Source organism: Flavobacterium undicola (assembly GCF_009909155.2).
GTDB lineage: Bacteria > Bacteroidota > Bacteroidia > Flavobacteriales > Flavobacteriaceae > Flavobacterium > Flavobacterium undicola.
Map to the genome: position 1 here is coordinate 1 of NZ_JAAAPM020000089.1, position 235 is coordinate 235.

Annotated in this window: 1 protein-coding gene; it reads left to right on the forward strand. The window is 43.0% G+C overall.

The window, feature by feature from the left end:
• The coding region (locus tag GTZ96_RS18205) for an HYR-like domain-containing protein (protein ID WP_161645303.1) at positions 1 to 235 on the forward strand (235 nt) is incomplete at both ends.

The window sequence follows — 235 nt, forward strand, 5'->3', positions numbered from 1 at the left end:
ATCACAGTAAAAGACACTACGGCTCCGGTATTGAGCGAAGCTCCTGCTGATCTAACAGCAGAATGTTCTGCGGTTCCAACTGCTACTGCTGCTGATTTAACGGCTACTGATAATTGTGATGCAAATCCAGTGGTAAGCTACAAAGAAGTGAAATCAAATATCAGTGAAACTTGTGCCAGCAACTATACGTTGACCAGAACTTGGACTGCTAAAGATGCCTGTGGTAATGAATCTT